Annotated in this window: 15 protein-coding genes and 1 pseudogene; 11 read left to right on the top strand and 5 right to left on the bottom strand. The window is 65.0% G+C overall.

The window, feature by feature from the left end:
• Nucleotides 1-13: 13 nt before the first annotated feature.
• On the bottom strand, nt 14-418 hold the full coding sequence (locus B4I46_RS06660; RefSeq protein ID WP_043861149.1) for a hypothetical protein: 405 nt from the start codon (nt 416-418) through the stop codon (nt 14-16).
• Nucleotides 419-949: 531 nt separating this feature from the next.
• On the opposite strand from B4I46_RS06660, the gene B4I46_RS06655 reads away from it, so the two are divergent.
• Entirely contained in the window at nt 950-2,329 is a 1,380-nt protein-coding gene (locus tag B4I46_RS06655; protein ID WP_043861150.1) for an amino acid permease, read from the top strand.
• Between the two features lie 105 nt (nt 2,330-2,434).
• Here B4I46_RS06655 and B4I46_RS06650 read toward each other — a convergent pair whose 3' ends face one another.
• From B4I46_RS06650 to B4I46_RS25585, 3 genes and pseudogenes are all read right to left on the bottom strand, one after another.
• Nucleotides 2,435-3,586, bottom strand: coding sequence for a cysteine desulfurase family protein (locus B4I46_RS06650; protein WP_100633310.1), 1,152 nt, complete (start codon nt 3,584-3,586; stop codon nt 2,435-2,437).
• A 198-nt stretch (nt 3,587-3,784) separates the two neighbouring features.
• On the bottom strand, nt 3,785-4,540 hold the full coding sequence (locus B4I46_RS25590) for a methyl-accepting chemotaxis protein (RefSeq protein ID WP_370409154.1): 756 nt from the start codon (nt 4,538-4,540) through the stop codon (nt 3,785-3,787).
• 102 nt (nt 4,541-4,642) lie between these two features.
• Nucleotides 4,643-5,650: pseudogene (locus B4I46_RS25585) on the bottom strand (HAMP domain-containing protein); the annotation flags it as partial.
• 657 nt (nt 5,651-6,307) lie between these two features.
• Between B4I46_RS25585 and B4I46_RS06640 the strand changes: the two are divergent.
• The 8 genes from B4I46_RS06640 to B4I46_RS06605 all read left to right on the top strand — a co-directional run bounded on the left by B4I46_RS06640 (nt 6,308) and on the right by B4I46_RS06605 (nt 14,661).
• Complete coding sequence (locus B4I46_RS06640; protein WP_286899200.1) at nt 6,308-8,524, top strand: TonB-dependent siderophore receptor; 2,217 nt, start codon at nt 6,308-6,310, stop codon at nt 8,522-8,524.
• A 105-nt stretch (nt 8,525-8,629) separates the two neighbouring features.
• Nucleotides 8,630-9,340 carry a response regulator transcription factor gene (locus B4I46_RS06635; protein WP_104572668.1) on the top strand — a complete coding sequence of 237 codons (711 nt, stop codon included), beginning with the start codon at nt 8,630-8,632 and terminating at the stop codon, nt 9,338-9,340.
• Entirely contained in the window at nt 9,337-10,698 is a 1,362-nt protein-coding gene (locus B4I46_RS06630; protein ID WP_054915162.1) for a sensor histidine kinase, read from the top strand. Before B4I46_RS06635 ends, B4I46_RS06630 begins: the two co-directional genes overlap by 4 nt.
• Entirely contained in the window at nt 10,698-10,982 is a 285-nt protein-coding gene (locus tag B4I46_RS06625) for a hypothetical protein (protein ID WP_043861156.1), read from the top strand. Before B4I46_RS06630 ends, B4I46_RS06625 begins: the two co-directional genes overlap by 1 nt.
• Before the next feature lies 1 nt (nt 10,983).
• Nucleotides 10,984-12,507: a PepSY-associated TM helix domain-containing protein gene (locus B4I46_RS06620; protein WP_100633314.1), complete on the top strand. Its 1,524-nt coding sequence runs from the start codon at nt 10,984-10,986 to the stop codon at nt 12,505-12,507.
• 1 nt (nt 12,508) lies between these two features.
• Nucleotides 12,509-12,832, top strand: a complete 324-nt coding sequence (locus tag B4I46_RS06615) for a DUF3325 domain-containing protein (protein WP_100633316.1) — start codon at nt 12,509-12,511, stop codon at nt 12,830-12,832.
• Nucleotides 12,833-12,854: 22 nt separating this feature from the next.
• Complete coding sequence (locus B4I46_RS06610; protein ID WP_240619892.1) at nt 12,855-13,673, top strand: sulfite exporter TauE/SafE family protein; 819 nt, start codon at nt 12,855-12,857, stop codon at nt 13,671-13,673.
• A gap of 106 nt (nt 13,674-13,779) precedes the next feature.
• The gene (locus tag B4I46_RS06605) at nt 13,780-14,661 is read left to right on the top strand and encodes a LysR substrate-binding domain-containing protein (protein WP_043861159.1); all 882 of its coding nucleotides are present in this window, start codon (nt 13,780-13,782) and stop codon (nt 14,659-14,661) included.
• A gap of 66 nt (nt 14,662-14,727) precedes the next feature.
• Here the strand turns inward: B4I46_RS06605 and B4I46_RS06600 are convergent, their stop codons facing one another.
• Nucleotides 14,728-15,564, bottom strand: a complete 837-nt coding sequence (locus B4I46_RS06600; RefSeq protein ID WP_043861160.1) for a bifunctional allantoicase/(S)-ureidoglycine aminohydrolase — start codon at nt 15,562-15,564, stop codon at nt 14,728-14,730.
• Nucleotides 15,565-15,928: 364 nt separating this feature from the next.
• On the opposite strand from B4I46_RS06600, the gene B4I46_RS06595 reads away from it, so the two are divergent.
• Together B4I46_RS06595 and aldA are read left to right on the top strand one after the other, a co-directional pair.
• Nucleotides 15,929-18,085 (top strand): PQQ-dependent dehydrogenase, methanol/ethanol family, encoded by a 2,157-nt coding sequence (locus B4I46_RS06595; RefSeq protein WP_286899191.1) that lies wholly within the window; start codon nt 15,929-15,931, stop codon nt 18,083-18,085.
• Between the two features lie 17 nt (nt 18,086-18,102).
• On the top strand, nt 18,103-19,536 hold the full coding sequence (gene aldA, locus B4I46_RS06590) for an aldehyde dehydrogenase (protein ID WP_286899188.1): 1,434 nt from the start codon (nt 18,103-18,105) through the stop codon (nt 19,534-19,536).
• The last annotated feature ends 73 nt before the right edge of the window (nt 19,537-19,609 follow it).

Raw genomic sequence — 19,609 nt, 5'->3', positions numbered from 1 at the left:
GCTGGGTCAGGTATTAAAGGGTAATGCTGGTGGTGGGGTAGAACAGCATGTTCAATACGAACAGAATCATCCAGAAGCCGATTTCCAGTGTTTCGGTAATAGGCTGAATACGTTTTATCGCGCCATAGACATGCACCACAAACATCAGGGTGAATACCACGAAGAGTATGTCGAAGGCATAACTGAAACTGGTGCCGGTGGTGGCCGAGCGCAACATGGCCACTTCAACCACCAGAATGAACGCGCCCAGGCAGCGGCCGAAATAGATGGCCAGGTGGGTATGTTCCGGGATGGTCCATTGCATCAGGCGCGCCCAGGTGAGTGGCGCAATGAAGATCGGCAGGGCGAAGAACAGCGTGGTCACGATCATCAGGGTGGTGATGTACACACTACTGTATTGCGCATAGTAGCCAAGCATCGGCGAACTCCTTGTTCAATTGTTATTGTTGTTATTCATCGTGGGGTTTTGCTGGGGGCAAGCATTGCGAGGGCGGTACTTGTGTGTCAAGCAAGCCGCGGTGGGGGAATACCAAAGAAGGGGAGCCGGGTCGAGAGTCGTACTACTTAGGGCGCGAGGCTTAAAACGTTATCAACCGCTTCACGGCAGGTGAAGTTATCAAGTAATAACCGGGTGAATAAAGTTTTATTTATCCGATAGTTGCGAGCCCTGCCGGCACATGACCGTCAGGGCCCACTCGCTCGCCGCCTACCACAAACCCGCTGCAGCCCCTCAGGAAAAAAATGCAGGATGTTGTGCGCAGAAATCGCTTGAGGTAGCCGGCCTTGCCGTCCAAGGTGCCACCCTGATAGCCATTGCCTGAAAAAGGCTGAAGCGTGCGGCGCAGGCACATGACGATGCCTGCGTGAGGAGCGGCCTTCTGCAAGCGTGACGCGTCATCTCGCTGCAGAACGTTGCCGTCTTCTCCCAATAATAAGAGAGGTAAAGGAAATGCAATCCAACAGTCTCAAGCAGAGCCTGAAGCAACGTCACATCACCATGATCGCGCTGGGGGGCGTGATCGGGGCCGGGCTTTTCATGGGCTCCGGCTCGCTGATCGCGTCGGCCGGCCCCGCCGCGATCCTGTCGTATTTCATCGGCGGCATCGTGGTCACCCTGGTGATGTTCATGCTTGGCGAGATGGCCTGCCGCACCCCCGATGCGGGGTCGTTCTCCACCTACGCCAACATGTACCTGGGCGAGTGGGCCGGCTTTACCGTCGGCTGGCTGTACTGGTTCAAGTCGATGATGACGATCACCCTGGAGGCCGTGCTGCTGGGCGCCATCCTGCATGATTTTCTGCCCTGGCTGCCGATCTGGGCGGGCGCGTTCATCATGCTGGTGACCCTGATGGCGAGCAACGCCTACTCGGTGAAGTCGTTCGCCGAAGTGGAGTACTGGCTGGCCGCGCTGAAGGTCGCCACCATCCTCATCTTCATGCTGCTGGGCGTGTCGATACTGCTCGGCCTGCACAGCGACATCCCGTCCCCTGGCCTGGTGAACCTGACCGCGCACGACGGCTTCATGCCCAATGGCCTGTCGCCGGTGATGGCGGGGGTGATCGTGGTGATCTTCTCGCTGGGCGGCAGTGAAATCGCCGCCGTGGCGGCTGGCGAGTCCGAGAACCCGCGCCGCAACGTGATCCGCGCGATCAAGAGCGTGATCCTGCGCGTGATGCTGTTCTACGTGGGCTCGGTGTCGATCCTGATCCTGTGCCTGCCGTGGACCGACAAGGCCAACCTGGCGTCGCCCTATGTGTCGCTGTTCACCCTGGCCGGGTTCGGCGGCGCGGCGGTGGCGATGAAGATCGTGCTGTTCGTCTCGTTCATGTCGGTGATGAACTCGTTCATGTTCTCCAACTCGCGCATGCTGTTCTCCCTGAGCCAGCGTGGGCATGCGCCCAAGCTGTTCTCGCACACCACGGCCAAGGGCGTGCCGCTCAATGCCTTGCTGCTCAGCCTGTGCATCTGCCTGACGATTCTGACCGTGCACTTTCTCAGCGGCGGCGACCTGTTCATGACCCTGGCCAAGAGCAGCGGCACCTTCGTGATGATCGTGTGGATCTTCATCATCATTGCCCACCTGGCCATGCGCCTGAAAACCCGTCACGAACCGGTCGACCCCAAGGCCTTCCGCGCCTGGTTCTTCCCTTATGCCAACGTCGTGGCACTGCTTGCGCTGCTCGCCGTGATCGGCAGCCAGGCCATCGACCCGGCATCGCGCCTGCAACTGTGGTTCATCGCGGCCACCACGGTGCTGGTGGTGGTGGCCTATTTCGTGAAGCGCAATCGGGTGGCCGACAAACCGGCGGCTTACGTGCAAGCCGAGTAAGCCGTGGCAAGGGTGTAGCAGCCAGCCTTGCTGGCGATGCCCGGCCATGCCGGGCCAGGGGTGCTATACGCACCATCGCCGGCAAGGCCGGCTCCTGCAGCCGCTTTACCAGAACCCTGCCGGCGCCTGCAGCGCAGCCCTGAACACCTCGATCGCCCGCTCCACATCCGCCATCTCGGTATACCGCCCCACGCTCACCCGCACACTGCTCAGCGCCTGGCCGGCATCCAGCCCCAGTGCCAGCAGCACATGCGAAGGGGCCTGGGTGGCCGAGCTGCACGCGGAGGTCGACGACAGCGCCAGGCTGCCGGCCACCTGCGCGCTGTTGAACCCGCTGCGGCTGATGCACAGGTTCAAGGTGTGCGGGATGCGCTGCTGCGCGCACCCATTCAGGGTCACGCCCGGCAGGGCCAGCAAGCCTTCACGCAGGCGCTGGCTCAGTTGCTCGATGCGCATGCTTTGCGCATCACCTTGCACGCCCGCCAGCTCGAACGCCGCGCCCATGCCCACAATCTGATGCGTGGCCAGCGTACCCGAGCGCATACCGCCCTCGTGCCCGCCGCCATGCATCTGCGCCTGCAGCACGGGGCGCGCACGCGGGCCGACGTAGAGCGCACCGATGCCTTTGGGCCCATAGACCTTGTGCGCCGAAAACGACATCAGGTCGACCGCCAGCGTGCCCAGGTCGATGGCCACCTTGCCCACCGCCTGCGCCGCGTCCACGTGCAGCAGTGCGCCGTGTTCGCGCACGATGTCGCCGATGCGGGCAATGTCGGTGAGGGTGCCGAGTTCGTTGTTCACCCACATCAACGACACCAGTGCGGTGTCCTCGCGCAAGGCCGCCTGCACGGCCTCTGGCTGGATCAGCCCCTGTGCATCGGGCTTGAGCCAGGTGACCGTGTGGCCCTGGCGCTCCAGTTCATGGGCGGTGTCGATCACCGCCTTGTGCTCCAGGCAACTGGTGATCAGGTGACGGCGCCCAGGCTGGCCCTGGGCAATGCCTTTGAGGGCCAGGTTGTTGGACTCGGTGGCGCCCGAGGTCCATACAAGGGCGTGTGCGGTAGCGCCAACCCGGTCGGCCACTTGCTGGCGCGCGTGGTCCACGGCCTGTCGGGCGGCCTGGCCATAGCCGTGGCCAGTGGAGGCGGGGTTGCCGAAATTGCCCTGGCGGCCGAGGCAGGCCAGCATGGCTTCGATCACCCGGTCATCGACCGGAGTAGTGGCGGCGTAGTCGAGGTACAGCGGTAGTTCTGGCATGGTCATCGTCTTTTTGTGCACGTGAAGGGCAGGTAGGTAGCCTACCGACGATGACGGAGAAAATTTTTGACTGTTGTTCGGTTTGTTTGGTGCTTATAGAAAAAATATTCTCTTTGTGTCTCAGGGATTAGTATATTTTTCGTCATCGCACGCCGCCGACCGTATTCACGCCTAAACCGTTGCGCCTCGCCAACCCCATCACACCCTGAACATCGCCATCAGCCCCTGCTGATGATTGGCCAGCCGGTTGAGTGTCTGGCTGATCTGCGCCGATTCCTCGGCTTGCCCGGACAACGATTCGGTCACGTCGCGAATGCTCGCCACGTTGCGGTTCACTTCTTCGGCCACGGCACTCTGCTCCTCCGCCGCCGAAGCGATCTGCAGGTTCATGTCGGTGATCACCGCCACCGCATCGCCAATGCGCTGCAGGGCCGGCAATGCCTGCTCCACACGCGCCGCGCTGTCCTGCGCCTGGCGGTGGCTGTTGTGCATGGCCTCCACCACCTCGCGGGTGCCTTGCTGCAACCCTTCTATATCGACGCGAATCTCGTCCACCGAGTCCTGGGTGCGCTTGGCCAGGTTGCGCACTTCATCGGCCACCACCGCAAAGCCACGCCCGGCTTCCCCCGCCCGCGCTGCCTCGATGGCGGCATTCAACGCCAGCAGGTTGGTCTGCCCGGCAATCGAACGGATCACGTCCAGCACCGAGCCGATCTGCTCGCTGCGCGTGGCCAGGTGCTCCACCTCCTGCATGCTGGTGGTCATCTCGCCGGCCAGTTGTTCGATGGCGCGGGTGGTGTCGCCAATAAGCTCCAGGCCTTCGCGGCTGGCATGGTCGGCGCCGCGCGCAGCCTCGGCGGCCTGCGCGGCGTTGCGCGCCACATCCTGCGCAGTCGCGCTCATCTCGTGCGACGCCGTCGCCACCTGGTCCACCTCGCGGTACTGCTGATGCATGCCGGCGCTGGTCTGGCTGGCCAGTGCCGCCGACTGGTCGGCGGTGCCGCGTGCGTCGTGCACCGAGGCCTTCACGTCGGCAATCACCGGCTGCAGCTTGTCGAGAAACCGGTTGAACCAGCCCGCCAGCTCACCCAGCTCGTCCTTGCCCGCATACTCCAGGCGCCGGGTCAGGTCGCCCTCGCCACTGGCGATGTCCTTGAGCATCGCCGCCACGTCCAGTATCGGGCGGGTCACGCCGCGCGCGGTCAGCCAGATCACCAGCAACCCCACCACCGCGGCCACCAGTGCCATCAACAGGCTGCTGAGGTTGGCGCTGGCATTGTAGGTGTCCAGGCGATTGTTGAGTGCCACGGCCGGCGCACGCAGCACCTGCTCGGGCACCTCCAGCAGCACGCTCCACGGCTGGGCACCGGGCACCGGGGCGAACGACTGGCTCACCTGCAGCAGGCCGTTGTCGTTGAATTCGGCCGCCTTGCCGGCGCGCATCTGTTCGGCCAGGGCCCTGGAGTCGGTGCCGAACACCTGCTCGAAGTGCTTGCTCAACTGGCCGCTGTCCTCGCTGTGGCCGGCCAGCAGGCCGGTCGCGCTGACGATGCTCACCTGCCCGTTGCCGTCGAACAGGTCCTTGCGTCCCTCCAGGCTCAGCAGCTGCAGGTTGTCCAGGCTGATGTCCACACCCAGCACGCCGATCAGCTTGCCGTTGTGCTTGAGCGGGATGGAGATGCTGGTGGTCAGCGGGGTGCGGTCGCCCACGGTGTCGAAGTAGGGCTCCACCATGCAGGTGTCACCGCTCTCCAGGGTGCAGGTCAGCCAGCGGTTGGAGACCGAGCCATTGGCCGAGACGCTGGTGTCGGCGAGCATCGATTCAGGCATCGCCTCGCGCTCCAGGGTGCCGGGGCTGGGCTGCGACCAGTACAACGAGAACCGTCCGGCCTCGTTGCTGCCAGCGCCGGCCTGGTTGACGAAGGCCGCGTCCTTGCCGTCCAGCGCATCGGGCAGGAACACCAGGTACAGCCCGAGCAGTTCGGGGTTGTTGCCCAGCGCCCGTTCGGTTTCGCGGGTCAGGGCCTGGCGCAGGTCGCCATTGCCCTGGGCGCGCAGGTACATCACCAGGTCTGCAAAACCGTTGCCGTACAGGTAGGCGCTCTGAAAGTAGCGCTGGATCTGCGCCGCCTGCAGCTGCGCGTAGGTGTGCAGGCGCAGGCGCGCGTTCTGGTCGAGCATCTGGGTGCTGGCGCTGCTCACCAGCGTGGCGCTGCGCGAGGACTGCACCCGTGTCGCCACCATCAGCACCACCACGACGGCCAGCAGGCACAGGCCCGCCAGCAAGGTGATCTTCCATTGAATTCGCAGGCGACGCAGCAACATGATCAGGTCCTTGATTTCACGGTGTCGAGCAGCAACGGCCCGCTCTGGATCGCGGGTAGGCATCGTTGGGCGGTGCTCGGCAGGGGTGGCGCAGTGATGGCATACAGGAGGCACGGACCATAAGAAAATTGACAGACAAGTGTCAATTAATATTTCCACTTTGAGGCGGGGTGTTCGCAGATAAAACGCAAAATTGCCGATGTTTCCGTTTTTTTGCGGGTGATGACTGATGGTTTGTTTATTAAATTAGACAGATCGGTTATCAGCCCAGGCGAAACCATGTGTAAATTTCGTAAATAAGATTTAAACCCATTTGAGAATCATTATATTTGGCGTCTCTTTGTGGCAGCCCTGCCGTGCAGGCTGCCCTTGTGCTTGATGTGACGGAGACGTGAAATGCAGTCCAGAAGTACCCACAACAGCCTGGCCTGGGCCTTTGTCGCGCTGTCATCGCCGGCCCTGATTGCCACCTCGGCCCAGGCCGATGACGAGCAGAACGGCGAGAACACCCTGGTGATCCAGAACACCATGGTCACCGCCGAGCAGGAAGCCAAGCAGGCACTGGGCTCTTCGATCATCACCGCCGAGGACATCAAGCGTCACCCGCCCGCCAACGACCTGTCCGACATCATCCGTCGCGAACCGGGGGTCAACCTCACCGGCAACAGCGCCAGCGGCGCGCGCGGCAACAACCGCCAGATCGACCTGCGCGGCATGGGCCCGGAAAACACCCTGATCCTGATCGACGGCAAGCCCTCCAGCGCCCGCAACGCAGTGCGCTACGGCTGGAACGGCGACCGCGACACCCGTGGCGAAACCAACTGGGTACCGGCCGAGGCGGTGGAGCGCATCGAGATCCTGCGCGGCCCGGCTGCTGCACGCTATGGCTCCGGCGCAATGGGCGGGGTGGTCAACATCATCACCAAACGCCCCACCCAGGAGCTGCAGGGCAACGTCAGCCTGTTCACCACGCTGCCCGAAGACCACGCCGAAGGCGCCAGCAAGCGCACCAACTTCAGCCTCAGCGGCGGCCTCACCGACGACCTGGCGTTCCGTGTGTATGGCGGCCTGGCCAAGACCGACGCCGATGACCTGGACATCAACGCCAAGAGCGCCAACAGCGCGCTGGTGGCCGGCCGCGAAGGCGTGCGCAACAAGGACATCAACGGCCTGCTCAGCTGGCGCCTGAACGATGAACACCGCCTGGAGCTGGGCAGCGGCTACAGCCGCCAGGGCAATATCTACGCCGGCGACACCATGAACAGCAACGGCGGCGGTGACGTGGAGCGCATCTCCAGCCTGTACGGCCACGAAACCAACGTGATGCAACGCAGCACCTACGACCTCACGCACCTGGGCGACTTCCAGTGGGGCTCGACCAAGTCGTCGCTGTCGTATGAATACGTGCGCAACTGGCGCCTCAACGAAGGTCTGGCCGGTGGCCCGGAAGGCTCGATCAACGACACCGGTGCCGACATGTCGCGCCTGCGCAACACGCGCCTGTCCAGCGAAGTGAACCTGCCGTTCAGCCTCGACAGCAGCGAACATGTGCTGACCCTGGGTGGCGAGTACCTGTACGAAGTGCTCAACGACAAGGGCTCGCTGCGTCCGCAAAGCTTCGACCCCAGCGGTGGTGCCGGCAATGAAATCGCAGGCTTCGATCGCAGCGACTCGAAGATGTCGGCCAAGAGCTTTGCCCTGTTCGCCGAAGACAACATCGTGATCGGCGACACCACCATCACCCCGGGCCTGCGCCTGGACCACCACGAAGAGTTCGGCGACAACTACAGCCCGAGCCTGAACGTGGCGCACAAGCTCACCGACGACCTCACCGTCAAGGGCGGTATCGCACGGGCCTACAAGACCCCGAACCTGTACCAGGCCAACCCCAACTACCTGCTCTACAGCCGGGGCAACGGTTGCAGCACCCAGCAGACCAACAACGGCGGCTGCTACCTGCAGGGCAACCCCAACCTCGACCCCGAAACCAGCGTCAACAAGGAAATCGGCCTGCTCTACGACCGTGGCACCTGGCGCACCAGCGCGACGTACTTTCGCAACGACTACAAGAACAAGATCATCGGTGGCACCGACGTGATCTACGACATCAACAGCGGTCGCCGCGTGACCCAGTGGGAAAACGCCGGCAAGGCACTGGTGGAAGGGGTAGAAGGCAACTTCTTCGTCGAGCTGACCCCGTCGCTGGACTGGAACACCAACCTCACCCTGATGCTCAACAACGACAACCGCGACACCGGCGAGCCGCTGAGCGTGATTCCCAAGTACACGGTCAACAGCACCCTGGACTGGCGTGCCACCGACAAGCTGTCGTTCCAGGTCGCCGGTACCTACTTCGGCAAGCAGAAGTCGCCGACCTACAACTACCGCACCCAGCAGAACTACGACCTGGATGCCCAGCAGGACGTCGAAGCCTACGGCCTGGTCGATGTGAGCACCGGCTACAAGATCACCAAGAACTACGACGTGCGCTTTGGCGTGAACAACGTGTTCGACAAGCAGATCCACCGGGGTGGCAACGCCAGCAGTTCGGGCGCCAACACCTACAACCAGCCGGGCCGGGCGCTGTTCGCGGCACTGAACATCTCGTTCTGAGCCGCCATTGCCTACAGGCTGCCCCGGGTCGATCGCGCATCGATCGGCCCGGGGCGGCTTTTTGTGTTTTCAGGCCCTCTACACCCGTACTACCCAAGGTGAAGCGTGAGTTATCTATCAGCACAACCTGCCACGAAGATTCTGGCCGTCGAGGACGATCCGCTGCTGGCGGCCCATCTGGAACAGCACCTGCGTCGCCGCGGTTTCGATGTGAGCGTCTGTCATGGCGTGGACGACAGCACCGACCTGCAGGCCTGGACGGCCTTCGACCTGATCCTCATGGACATCCTCCTGCCCGGTCGCGACGGCCTGCAACTGCTGGGTGAATTGCGCGAGCGGTTCATGGTGCCGGTGATCCTGATGTCGGCACTGGGTGCCGAGCAGGACCGCATCGTCGGCTTCAGCCAGGGCGCCGACGACTACCTGCCCAAGCCGTTCAGCATGAACGAGATGGACGTGCGCATCGATGCGGTGCTGCGCCGGGTTGCCTATGAGCGGGCCGCGCCGGAAGGCGCGCAGGGCGAGCCGGCGGCGCTGCGCAAGGACATGCGCCAGGACATGCAGCTGGGCGCCGCGGTGGCCAGCTTCACCCCCATCGAGTACCGCCTGATGCAAGTGCTGCTGGCGCACCCCGAGGAAGTGCTGAGCAAGCCGTTCCTCTACCAGCAGGTGCTGCACAGGCCGTTCTCCCAGCAGGACCGCGTGCTGGACATGCACGTCAGCCATGTGCGCCGCAAGCTGGCCGCCATCGGCTATGCCGGCCGCCTGGCCACGGTATGGGGCAAGGGCTACGTGCTGACACAGGTGCCGGCATGAGCTTGCCCGGACGTCACTCGCTGCTGTGGAAACTGTGCGCGCTTCTGGTGGTGCTGTGCCTGTCGATCATCTGGTTCAGCCGCTCGGGCGGTGCGCACCTGGAGCGCAGGAGCTATCACCTGAGCGAGGAGGCGCGCCAGGTGCTCAAGGGCTACGCCGTGGAGGCCCACGCGGCGTGGCGCAGCGGCGGTACGCCAGGCGTCGACCGGTGGCTGGCCGACCTGAAGATCCGCGAGCCGGGCTGGGCGCTGGTGCTGGGCAGCGACCTGCGCTCGTTGAGCAGCCAGACGCTGACCGATGAGCAGCAGAAGTACGTGACGTTCATGCGCGAGCTCGACTGGCCCATGAGCAAGCGCTCCCCCGAGCTGCCGGCGATCAGCGTGCCGTTCCCCGAGGCGCCCCAGGCCGGCAGGCTGGTGATCCAGTTGCCCGAGCGCTTCATGCCGTCGATGCGTCCGCTGCTGGTGCAACTGCTGATCCACGGGCTGCTGCCGGCGCTGTTGGCACTGCTGGCGGGTTTTCTGCTGTATCGCGTGCTGATCGGCCCGCTGGCGCACCTGCGCGCCCAGGCCAATGCCCTGCGTGCCGACCGCCTGGACACCCGGGTCGACCCGGCGATTTCCCGGCGTAGCGACGAACTGGGCGATCTGGGGCGGGCCTTCGACCACATGGCCGAGCGCCTCGAAAAGACCGTGTCGCTGCAGCAGCGCCTGCTCGCCGACCTGTCCCACGAGTTGCGCACGCCGTTGACGCGCCTGCACATGGCCGCCGAAAACGAGCCCGACGATGACGTGTTGCGCGAGCGCCTGACCCGCGAGGTGCAGTGCATGCGCCAGCTGGTCGACGACACCCTGGAGCTGGTGTGGCTCGGCACCGAGCGCCCGCAACTGGCGCTGGACACGGTCGAGGTGCAGACCCTGTGGGAGGTGGTACGCGAGAACGCCTGTTTCGAGTCCGGCTGGCGCGAGGGGCAACTGCCCATGGCGCTCACCGAAGACTGCCTGGTGCGCGGCCACCTCAACGGCCTGGCCCAGGCGATGGAAAACATCGTGCGCAATGCCATCCGCCATTCGCCTGCCAACGGGCAGGTGCGCCTGGGCGGCCGGCGCGATGGCGATTGCTGGCACCTGTGGATCGACGACCAGGGCCCCGGCGTGGCCGAGGCTGCGCTGGAGACCATCTTCCAACCTTTTACCCGACTCGACGCCGCACGCCCGGGCGGCGACGGCTTCGGCCTGGGCCTGACGATCGCCCGTTGCCGGGTGCAGTTGCAGGGCGGCCAGGTATGGGCACAGAACCTCAAGCCGGGCCTGCGCGTGAACCTGCGCCTGCCAGCGGCAGCACAAGGAGAAACCTGATGAGCAACACCCGACCGGTCTGGTTGTTGATTGTGTCGCGCGCGGCAGCCGCCTTGCTGGGCGGCTATGCATTCAGCTATGCGGCCACGGCTTTTCTGGCCCGTGTGCTGCCAATGCCTGCGGTGGATGCGGTGATCGTGGCCAGCCTGCCGTCCTTTGCGTTCTACACCTGCGCGTTCCTGTGGGCCTTCGCCAGTCGCGATGCCCTGCGTGCGTGGTGGCCGGCGGCGCTGGCGGTGCCGTTGGCGGCGGTCGGCTTCTGGCCGCAGTTGTGGAGCCTGTGAGATGAAAAATACCTTCACCCAATCCATGGCGTGGCTGCACACCTGGGCCGGCCTGATCTTCGGCTGGCTTCTGTTCGCGATATTCGCCACCGGTACGCTGGCGGTGTTCGACAGCGAAATCGACAACTGGATGCGCCCCGAGGTGCGCAGCCACGACCTCACCCAGTTGCAGGCCGCGCAACGCGGGCTGGCCTACCTGACCCAGCATGCACCGGGCGCCAGCAACTGGAACATCAGCCTGCCGGATGCACGTTCGCCCGGTTTGCAGGTAGCGTCCGGCGAGCGTCGACGCGGTGGCGGCACCGCGCTCGACCCGCATACCGGCGAGCCGATCGAGGTGCGCGAAACGGCCGGCGGCAGCTTCTTCTTCCGCTTTCACTTCACCCTGAACCTGCCGCGCAACTGGGGCATCTTCGTGGTCGGCGCCCTGGCGATCGTGATGCTGGTGGGGCTGGTCAGCGGCATCGTGATCCACAAGAAGATCTTCAAGGAGTTCTTCACCTTCCGCCCCGGCAAGGGCCAGCGCTCGTGGCTGGATTTTCACAACGCCAGCGCGGTGCTGCTGTTGCCGTTTCACCTGATGATCACCTACACCGGGCTGGTGATCTTTTTGCTGATCTACATGCCGGCGGCGGTGGATGCGCTGTTCGAGGGTGACAACCAGGCGTACTACAAGGCCCAGGGCGAGCAGCGTCTGCCCACGCAGCGCGCGGCGCTCAAGCAGCCAGCCGCGCTGGTCGACCTGGCCCCGGTACTGGCCAGCGCGCAAGAGCGGCTGGGCGCCATCAGCAGCATCGGTATCTCCAACCCCGGTACGGCCGCCGCGCGGATCGAGGTGCGCCCGACCCTGGGGTATCGCATCGCCCTGAGCAAGGGGCAGGCCATGGTGTTCGACGGCGTCAGCGGCGAGCTGCTGCGCGATGTGCCCGACATGCGGCCTGCCGTGCTCACCCAGCGGGTGATGGCGGGGCTGCACTTCGCGCAGTTCGGCGGCTATCCGATGCGCTGGCTGTACTTCGTGTGTGCGTTGGTCAGCACCGCGATGATCGGCACCGGGCTGGTACTGTTCTGCGTCAAGCGCCGGCGCAAGTACGCCAGTGCCTCGGTGTCGGCGCAGCGTTGGTACAAGGTGGCCGAGAGCTTCAACGTGGCGTTCGTCGCCGGCCTGATGCTGGCCTGCGCAGGCTTGCTGTGGGCCAACCGCCTGCTGCCGGTGGAGCTGGCGCAGCGGGCCAACTGGGAGGTCAAGGCGTTCTTCGCGGTGTGGTTGCTGTCGCTGCTGCATGCCGGTTTGCGCCCGGCGCAGCGCGCCTGGGCCGAGCAGCTGGGGCTGGCCGCGGTACTGTGCATCGGCCTGCCGGTGCTGGGCGCGTTGACCGCGCAGCACGACCCGGCGCACCGCGTGCTGGAGGCCACCAGCGTGGTGCTGGGTGGGTTGCTGGCGTATGCGGCATGGCGCTGCGTGGCGCCGCGTGAAGAAAAACCTGCGCGCAAGCGTGCGACGGTAGCGGTGGAGGGGCAATGACATGCTGATGATCGGCGCGGTGGTGTTTGCCTATGTGGGCATGTTGGCGTTGTGCCTGGGGCTGGAGCGGCACTACAAGCAGGTGTGGGGCAGGGCACCTGCACCCTGGATGCGGGTGGCCCTGCGGTCGGCGGGCTGGTCGGCGCTGGCCATCAGCCTGTGGGTCAGTTGCGTGGCCTGGGGCTGGGCGATGGGGCCGGTAGCCTGGTTTGGCGGTATTTCACTGGCGGGGTTCGGGGTGGCGATGCTGTTGCCGTACTGGCCGCGTGCAATGGTTTGGCTGGCCGCAGCGTTGCCGTTGTGGGGCGTGCTGCTGGCGGTGTGACGATGTTGCAGTGGGGGCTGACATGCTGGACAGGCCCCCCCTGCGCGATGGCATCATCGCTAACTCGTTCACAGTCACCCCGGATGTCTTGCAGATGCTCACGATCTACCTGGTGGTCGCTCTCGGGGCCGTTGTTGCGGGGTTCGTCCAGGGGCTTTCGGGCTTCGCCTTCAGCATGGTCGCGATGTCGTTCTGGGCCTGGGTGCTCGACCCGAAGCTGGCCGCCACCCTGGCGGTGTTCGGCGGCCTCACCGGGCAGGTGGTGGCCGCGTTCTCGGTGCACCGGGGCTTGAGCCTGCAACGCCTGCTGCCCTTCATCCTCGGTGGCCTGGCCGGCATTCCTCTGGGTGTTGCGCTGTTGCCCAACCTGGACATGCACTGGTTCAAGACCTTGCTCGGGGCCCTGCTGGTGACTTGGTGCCCGGTCATGCTGCTGGCCGGCAGATTGCCGAGAATCCCGCTGGCCGGCCGGCTGGTCGATGGCGTCATCGGTGTGATCGGTGGCGTTATGGGTGGGCTTGGCGGTTTCACCGGCACGGTCCCGACGCTGTGGTGCACCCTCAAGGGCTACGAGCGCGACCTGCAGCGCTCGATCATCCAGAACTTCAACCTGTCGATGCTGTTCGTGACCATGCTCACCTACCTGGGCACCGGCATCGTTACGGTGGACATGCTGCCGTTCTTCGCCATCGTCGCGCCGGCCATGCTGATTCCGACCTTCCTTGGTACGCGCCTGTACATCGGCATCAGCGACCTGCAGTTTCGCCGCATCGTGCTGGGCTTGCTGACTGCCTCGGGTGTCTCGCTGCTGATTTCGTCTGTGCCGAACCTGCTGGGGTAACCCAACCCTTTGGCCGGCTAGGCCGGCTCCTGCAGGTTCGCGCATTTGCCCAACCCCCCGGCACATGCTAGAAAACCGCCTACCCATTCAAAACCTGAATCCCGCCATGAGCCTCAGCCTCAAACCCAACAGGTCTCTGTTCGACCTCGACCTGCTGCGCGCCATCGTGGTGGTGGCCGACTGCGGCAGTTTCACCACGGCGGCCACGCGCCTGCATTCCACCCAGTCGACCATCAGCCAGAAGGTCCGGCGCCTCGAGGAGATGGTCGGTCACCGCTTGCTCGAGCGCGGCAATCGCGAAGTGCTGCCCACCGACGCCGGCCAGACCCTGCTCGGCTATGCCCGCCACATGCTCGCCCTCAACGACCAGATGCTCGAAGCCCTGGCCGGCGCCACGGTCGGCGTGACCCTGCGCCTGGGCGTCCCGGAAGACTTCGTTGGCGGGCGCACCACCAACGCGCTGTCGGCGTTCAACCGCAAGCACCCGCAGGTCAAGCTCGAAGTCACCAGCGGCCTGTGTCGCGACCTCAGCCAGAGCTACGACAACGGCGAGCTCGACCTGGTGCTGCTCAAGCAGCGGCGCAACGGTCGCGAAGGGGTGGCCAGCTGGCCGGAGCAATTGCGCTGGATCGACAGCGCGCACAACCCGGCCCTGGCGCTGGACCCGATCCCGCTGGTGACCTTTCCGCCACGCGGGCTGTACCGCGACGAAATCATCAGCGCAGTAGAGAGCCTGGGCCGGCGCTGGCGCATCGCGTTCACCAGCTCCAGCCTCAGCGGCATTCAGGCCGCCGTGGCCGACGGCATGGGCATCAGCCTGCTGCCGCCACGCGCCGTCACCGCCGAGCACCGGGTGCTCGGCGAGGCGGATGGCCTGCCGGTGATCGACAGCTACGAGATTCTGATTCTGCATCGCCAGACGGCCGACCCGATGGTACGAGCGCTGGCGGGCGTGTTGACCGGCCTGCTCGAAGCACAGGCGGTGTGAGCCTGCGGGTCACTTCCCCACAAAAAAGCCCGCCAGTCACGGCGGGCTTTCTGCATCGCTACCTGCTTAACGCTTTGGGTTCAGCGTCAGGTTCACGTTGCGGTTCACATCCTTGTACAGCAGGTAGCGGAACGGGCCAGGGCCACCCGAGTAGCAGGCCTGCGGGCAGAAGGCGCGCAGCCACATGAAGTCGCCGGCTTCCACTTCGACCCAGTCCTGGTTCAGGCGGTACACCGCCTTGCCTTCCAGCACGTACAGGCCGTGCTCCATCACGTGGGTTTCCGCGAACGGGATGGTGCCGCCCGGCTGGAAGGTCACGATGTTGACGTGCATGTCGTGGCGCATGTCGGCCATGTCGACGAAGCGGGTGGTGACCCAGGCGCCATCGGTGCCCGGCATCGGGATCGGGGTAACGTCCTGTTCGTTGGTGACGAACGCTTCCGGGTGCGCCAGGCCTTCGACTTCCTGGTAGTGCTTGCGGATCCAGTGGAAGGTCACGTTGGCCGCGCTGTTGTTGCGCAGGCTCCAGTCGGCGCCCGGCGGAATGAACGCGTAGCCGCCTGGCTTGAGGGTGTACGGCTTGCCTTGCAGGGTGATGTCGACTTCACCTTCGACCACGAACAGAACCGCCTCGGCGTTCTTGTCCTGCTCCGGGCGCTCGCTGCCGCCTTCAGGGGCAACTTCGACGATGTACTGCGAGAAGGTCTCGGCGAAACCCGACAGCGGGCGGGCGATGACCCACATGCGCATCTTGTCCCAGAAGGGCAGGTGGCTGGTGACGATGTCACGCATCACGCCCTTGGGGATCACCGCGTAGGCTTCGGTGAACATGGCACGGTCTGTCAGCAGCTCGGTCTGAGCCGGGTGCCCGCCGTGGGGGGCGAAGTAAGTGGTTCTGGACATGGACAGTCTCGATGTTTGTTGTTGTGTCCCCCGGGCCAGCCTGCGGCGGGCGGCCCCGTTCAGGGATTGCACCGCTACGTTATGACCATCTTTAGCTATCCACAAATTAAATGTTGAAATCCCTGCCATTCGATTTGTGAATGCGGCGTGCGCCGGGCCAACACTGCGCTACAGGTGTGCGCCCTGTGTAGCGGGTGATGCAACACCTGTAGCGTTGATTGCAGCGCGGGCGGCATCGGTGCGGCGCGCGAAAAGCCGCGTGCCAGAGCGGTTGTGGCGGTTCATGTCACAGCTGGCATGGCGGTTGCGATGAGCTGATGGCGCAGCGCGAAGACTGCGCCACTAATAAGAACAGGACACTCCCATGAGACAGACTGGCCTCGCCTCGCTTCCCCTCAAATCCCTTGCCGTTGCCGTGCTGCTGAGCCTGGCGGGTACACCGGCGCTGGCTGCGGACATCCCGGCCAACGTCGATGGCGCGCGCATCATCGCCGCCGACAAGGAGCCCGGTAACTGGATGAGCACCGGGCGCACCTACGACGAACAGCGCTACAGCCCGCTCAAGCAGATCAGCGACCAGAACGTCGGCCAGCTGGGCCTGGCCTGGAGCTACAAGCTGGACCTGGACCGTGGCGTGGAAGCCACCCCCATCGTGGTCGACGGGGTGATGTACACCACCGGGCCGTTCTCGGTGGTGTACGCGCTGGATGCGCGCGACGGCAGGCTGATCTGGAAGTACGACCCGCAATCGGACCGCCACCGCGCCGGCGAAGCCTGTTGCGACGCGGTCAACCGTGGCGTGGCGGTGTGGAAGGGCAAGGTCTACGTGGGCGTGCTCGACGGGCGCCTGGAGGCCATCGACGCCAAGACCGGCCAGCGCGCCTGGTCGGTCGACACCCGCGCCGACCACAAGCGCAGCTACACCATCACCGGCGCCCCTCGGGTGGTCAACGGCAAGGTGGTGATCGGCAACGGCGGCGCCGAGTTCGGCGTGCGGGGCTATGTCACCGCCTACGACGCCGAAACCGGCAAGGAGGCGTGGCGCTTCTACACCGTGCCGGGCGACCCCAAGCTGCCGCCCGAGGGCAAGGGCATGGAGATCGCCGCCAAGACCTGGTTCGGCGATGCCTATGTGGAGCAGGGCGGTGGCGGCACCGCCTGGGACTCGTTCGCCTACGACCCGGAGCTGAACCTGCTGTACATCGGCGTGGGCAACGGCTCGCTGTGGGACCCCAAATGGCGTAGCCAGGCCAAGGGCGACAACCTGTTCCTGTCGTCCATCGTGGCGGTCAATGCCGACACCGGCGAATACGTGTGGCACTACCAGACCACCCCGGGCGATGCCTGGGACTACACCGCCACCCAGCACATGATCCTGGCCGAGCTGCCCATCGACGGCAAGCCGCGCAAGGTGCTGATGCAGGCGCCGAAAAACGGCTTCTTCTATGTGATCGACCGCGCCACCGGCGAGCTGCTGTCGGCCAAGGGCATCGTGCCGCAGAGCTGGACCAAGGGCATGGACATGAAGACCGGGCGGCCGATCCTGGACGAAGAGAACGCCGCCTACTGGAAGAACGGCAAGCGCAACCTGGTGACCCCGGCGTTCTGGGGCGCGCATGACTGGCAGCCGATGTCGTACAACCCCGACACCGGGCTGGTGTACATCCCGGCGCACATCATGTCGGCCTACTACGAGCACATCCCCGAGGCGCCCAAGCGCAACCCGTTCAAGAGCATGTACCAGCTGGGCCTGCGCACCGGGATGATGCCCGAAGGCGCCGAAGGCCTGCTGGAGATGGCCAAGAGCTGGTCGGGCAAGCTGATCGCCTGGGACCCGGTCAAGCAGCAGGCCGCCTGGGAAGTGCCCTACGTGACCATCTTCAACGGCGGCACCTTGAGTACTGCGGGCAACCTGGTGTTCGAGGGCAGCGCCGACGGGCGGGTGATCGCCTATGCCGCCGACACCGGCGAAAAACTCTGGGAGCAACCGGCTGCCAGCGGCGTGATGGCCGCGCCCGTCACCTACAGCGTGGATGGCGAGCAGTACGTGACCTTCATGGCCGGCTGGGGCGGCGCGTTCTCCACCTTTGCCGGGGCCCTGTCGCTGCGGGCCGGCGTGCAGCCGTACTCCCAGGTGCTGACCTACAAGCTGGGCGGCACCGCCAAGCTGCAAGAGCCGGCGCCACGCCCGGACACCCCCAAACCACCCGCGTTGAGCAACGACACCGCTTCGATCGAGGCGGGCGCCAAGCTGTACGACGGTTACTGCTCGCAGTGCCACGGTATCCACGCGGTCAGCGGCGGCGTGCTGCCCGACCTGCGCAAGCTCACCCCGGAAAAACACCAGATGTTCCTCGGCATCCTCTTCGGTGGCCGCGTGCCGGATGGCATGCCGTCGTTCGCCGACGCCTTCACCCCCGAGCAGGTCGACCAGATCCACCAGTACCTGATCAAGCGCGCCCACGACCTTCATCAGGAAGGCGATACCTGGAAGCAGTTCAGCGCCAAGTCATCCCATTGAAAAGGAGCCATTGACCCATGAGTGACGTCATCTACCAGAACTACATCGCCAATGCGTTCGTCGACAGCGACGCGCAGATCGAGGTGCACAACCCGGCCAATGGACGACTGCTGGGGCGCGTACCCCAGGCCAGTGACGCGCAGGTGGAGCAGGCCATTGCCGCCGCGCGCAAGGCCCAGAAGAGCTGGGCCACGCGCCCGGCCATCGAGCGCGCCGGCTACCTGCGCAAGATCGCCAGCAAGGTGCGTGACAACGCCGAGCGCCTGGCGCGCATCATCACCGCCGAGCAGGGCAAGGTGCTCGGCCTGGCCCTGGTTGAAGTCAACTTCACTGCCGACTACCTGGACTACATGGCCGAGTGGGCGCGACGCCTGGAAGGCGAGGTGCTCACCAGCGACCGCGCCGGTGAAAGCATCTTTCTGCTGCGCAAGCCGCTGGGTGTGGTGGCCGGGATTCTGCCGTGGAACTTCCCGTTCTTTCTGATCGCCCGCAAGATGGCGCCGGCCCTGCTCACGGGCAACACCATCGTGATCAAGCCCAGCGAAGAAACACCGATCAACTGCTTCGAGTTCGCCCGCCTGGTGGCCGAGACCGACCTGCCCAGCGGTGTGTTCAACGTGGTGTGCGGTACCGGGGCGACCGTGGGCCAGCGCCTGACCAGCCACGCCGGCATCGACCTGATCAGCTTCACCGGCAGCGTGGGCACCGGCTCGCGGATCATGGCCGCGGCGGCGCCGAACATCACCAAGCTCAACCTGGAGCTGGGCGGCAAGGCGCCGGCCATCGTGCTGGCTGATGCGGACCTGGAGCTGGCGGTCAAGTCGATCACCGCGTCGCGGGTGATCAACACCGGGCAGGTGTGCAACTGCGCCGAGCGGGTGTACGTGCAGCGCGAGGTGGCGGATGAGTTCACCGACAAACTGGCCAGCGCCATGGCCGCCACCCGTTATGGTGACCCGCTGGCCGAGGCGGATCTGGACATGGGCCCGCTGATCAACCAGGCCGCCCTGGACAAGGTCGGGCAGATGGTGCGCACCGCCACCGGGCAGGGCGCGCAGTTGGTGACCGGGGGCGCGGTGGCCGATCGCGGGCTGGGCTTTCACTACCAGCCGACGGTGCTGGCCGGCTGCTCGGCCGACATGGAGATCATGCGCAAGGAGATCTTCGGGCCGGTGTTGCCGATCCAGATCGTGGAGAGCCTGGACGAGGCGATTGCGCTGGCCAACGACAGTGAATACGGGCTGACTTCATCGCTGTACACGCGCAGCCTGAGTGCAGCGATGCATGCCAGCAACGCGCTGGATTTCGGCGAGACCTACATCAACCGCGAGAACTTCGAGGCCATGCAGGGCTTCCATGCCGGCACGCGCAAGTCGGGGATCGGTGGGGCCGATGGCAAGCATGGGTTGTATGAGTACACGCATACCCATGTGGTCTACATCCAGATCTGAGGCCCAGGTAGCCTGTTAGGGCCTCATCGCGGGTCAAGCCCGCTCCCACAGCCTGTGGGAGCGGGCTCGACCC

It is taken from the genome of Pseudomonas sp. UBA7500 (assembly GCF_002478435.1).
In the GTDB taxonomy this organism is placed as follows: Bacteria; Pseudomonadota; Gammaproteobacteria; order Pseudomonadales; family Pseudomonadaceae; genus Aquipseudomonas; species Aquipseudomonas palmensis.
This window is presented reverse-complemented; position numbering and strand designations above follow the sequence as displayed.

Coding starts and splice junctions, on each gene's coding strand:
- B4I46_RS06600 (WP_043861160.1), bottom strand. CDS start 15,564: ATGTCCAGAACCACTTACTTCGCCCCCCACGGCGGGCACCCGGCTCAG.
- aldA (WP_286899188.1), top strand. CDS start 18,103: ATGAGTGACGTCATCTACCAGAACTACATCGCCAATGCGTTCGTCGAC.
- B4I46_RS06605 (WP_043861159.1), top strand. CDS start 13,780: ATGAGCCTCAGCCTCAAACCCAACAGGTCTCTGTTCGACCTCGACCTG.
- B4I46_RS06630 (WP_054915162.1), top strand. CDS start 9,337: ATGAGCTTGCCCGGACGTCACTCGCTGCTGTGGAAACTGTGCGCGCTT.
- B4I46_RS25590 (WP_370409154.1), bottom strand. CDS start 4,540: ATGCATCAGCAGTACCGCGAGGTGGACCAGGTGGCGACGGCGTCGCAC.
- B4I46_RS06640 (WP_286899200.1), top strand. CDS start 6,308: ATGCAGTCCAGAAGTACCCACAACAGCCTGGCCTGGGCCTTTGTCGCG.
- B4I46_RS06595 (WP_286899191.1), top strand. CDS start 15,929: ATGAGACAGACTGGCCTCGCCTCGCTTCCCCTCAAATCCCTTGCCGTT.
- B4I46_RS06650 (WP_100633310.1), bottom strand. CDS start 3,586: ATGCCAGAACTACCGCTGTACCTCGACTACGCCGCCACTACTCCGGTC.
- B4I46_RS06620 (WP_100633314.1), top strand. CDS start 10,984: ATGAAAAATACCTTCACCCAATCCATGGCGTGGCTGCACACCTGGGCC.
- B4I46_RS06655 (WP_043861150.1), top strand. CDS start 950: ATGCAATCCAACAGTCTCAAGCAGAGCCTGAAGCAACGTCACATCACC.
- B4I46_RS06610 (WP_240619892.1), top strand. CDS start 12,855: ATGCTGGACAGGCCCCCCCTGCGCGATGGCATCATCGCTAACTCGTTC.
- B4I46_RS06625 (WP_043861156.1), top strand. CDS start 10,698: ATGAGCAACACCCGACCGGTCTGGTTGTTGATTGTGTCGCGCGCGGCA.
- B4I46_RS06660 (WP_043861149.1), bottom strand. CDS start 418: ATGCTTGGCTACTATGCGCAATACAGTAGTGTGTACATCACCACCCTG.
- B4I46_RS06615 (WP_100633316.1), top strand. CDS start 12,509: ATGCTGATGATCGGCGCGGTGGTGTTTGCCTATGTGGGCATGTTGGCG.